Below are 1,146 nucleotides of genomic sequence, written 5' to 3'. Positions count from 1 at the left end.
TCAGAACGTCAGATCAGACGTTTACTGCAAAATACAAAGCTCAAGGCCCAGTTGGACCTACATTCAGGGCTGCTTTTCCCCTATCAGCTTTTTAATGGATGTTTTATGAGCAACAATGAATGTTTTAGCTTATATCTGGGTCAAATGAGTGATAAAGTATCACTCAAAATACCCAAATATAGATTTATAGATGAAAGAGTTTCTCTCCCAAGCCGATGACCTGCATGAAAAGTACCTAACCCAGGAAAAACAGAAAATTGAAGAGCACAAAATGCTGGTCAATCAGGTCTTGGAGTCATACGACCAGAAAACTGTTGCTGAAATACTTCGCAGGGTTGGACAGTATGACTGGACCCGTGAAACGCTGAATAAATGGCTCAATGGAAAGAGTGCACCACGGGCACTCAGTGAGGGCGAAGTGGAGATGCTTCAGCAAAAGATGCTACCGAAGCCACCAGCACACCATCCGGACTATAAATTCCGTTTTATTGATCTGTTTGCCGGGATTGGCGGGATTAGGAAGGGATTTGAGGAAATAGGGGGACAATGCGTTTTTACCAGCGAATGGAACAAGGAAGCCATCCGGACCTACAAGGCCAACTGGTACTGTGATCCTCAACATCATAAATTCAACGAAGATATCAGACAGGTTACGCTGACTGAAGATCCGGATATAGACATCAATGAAGCTTATGAACATATTGATAACGAAATTCCGGATCATGAGGTACTACTGGCCGGTTTCCCATGCCAGCCGTTCTCTCTGGCAGGTGTTTCAAAAAAGAACTCCCTCGGCAAGGCACATGGTTTTGAATGTGAAGCACAAGGAACACTGTTTTTTGATGTGGCACGTATTATTGCAGCAAAACAGCCAGCTATTTTCGTACTCGAGAATGTAAAGAACCTGAAAAGCCATGACAAGGGAAATACCTTCCGTATCATCATGAAGACGCTGGACGAGCTGGGCTATGATGTTGCAGATGCTGACGCGAGTGGTCCGAATGATCCAAAAATCATTGACGGCAAGAACTTCCTTCCCCAGCACCGTGAGCGTATTGTACTGGTAGGCTTCAAACGCAGCCTGGATATCAAGGGCGACTTTTCCCTGAAAAATATCAGTAAACTCTTCCCTGAAGTCCGTCCGAC

Annotated in this window: 2 protein-coding genes; both read left to right on the top strand. The window is 44.9% G+C overall.

Annotation, left to right across the window (positions count from 1 at the left end; all coding sequences use genetic code 11):
* The coding region (locus FTV37_RS17765) for a hypothetical protein (protein ID WP_218947637.1) at nucleotides 1–219 on the top strand (219 nt) is incomplete at its 5' end.
* Nucleotides 191–1,146, top strand: a 956-nt coding sequence (gene dcm, locus FTV37_RS17600) for a DNA (cytosine-5-)-methyltransferase (RefSeq protein ID WP_180064350.1), incomplete at its 3' end; no start/stop codon positions are given. The genes FTV37_RS17765 and dcm, both read left to right, overlap by 29 nt.

This window comes from Acinetobacter sp. YH16042 (assembly GCF_013417245.1).
Taxonomy (GTDB): Bacteria; Pseudomonadota; Gammaproteobacteria; order Pseudomonadales; family Moraxellaceae; genus Acinetobacter; species Acinetobacter amyesii.
The sequence above is the reverse complement of the archived record's forward strand: the minus strand, read 5'-3'. Positions and strand labels throughout refer to the sequence as shown.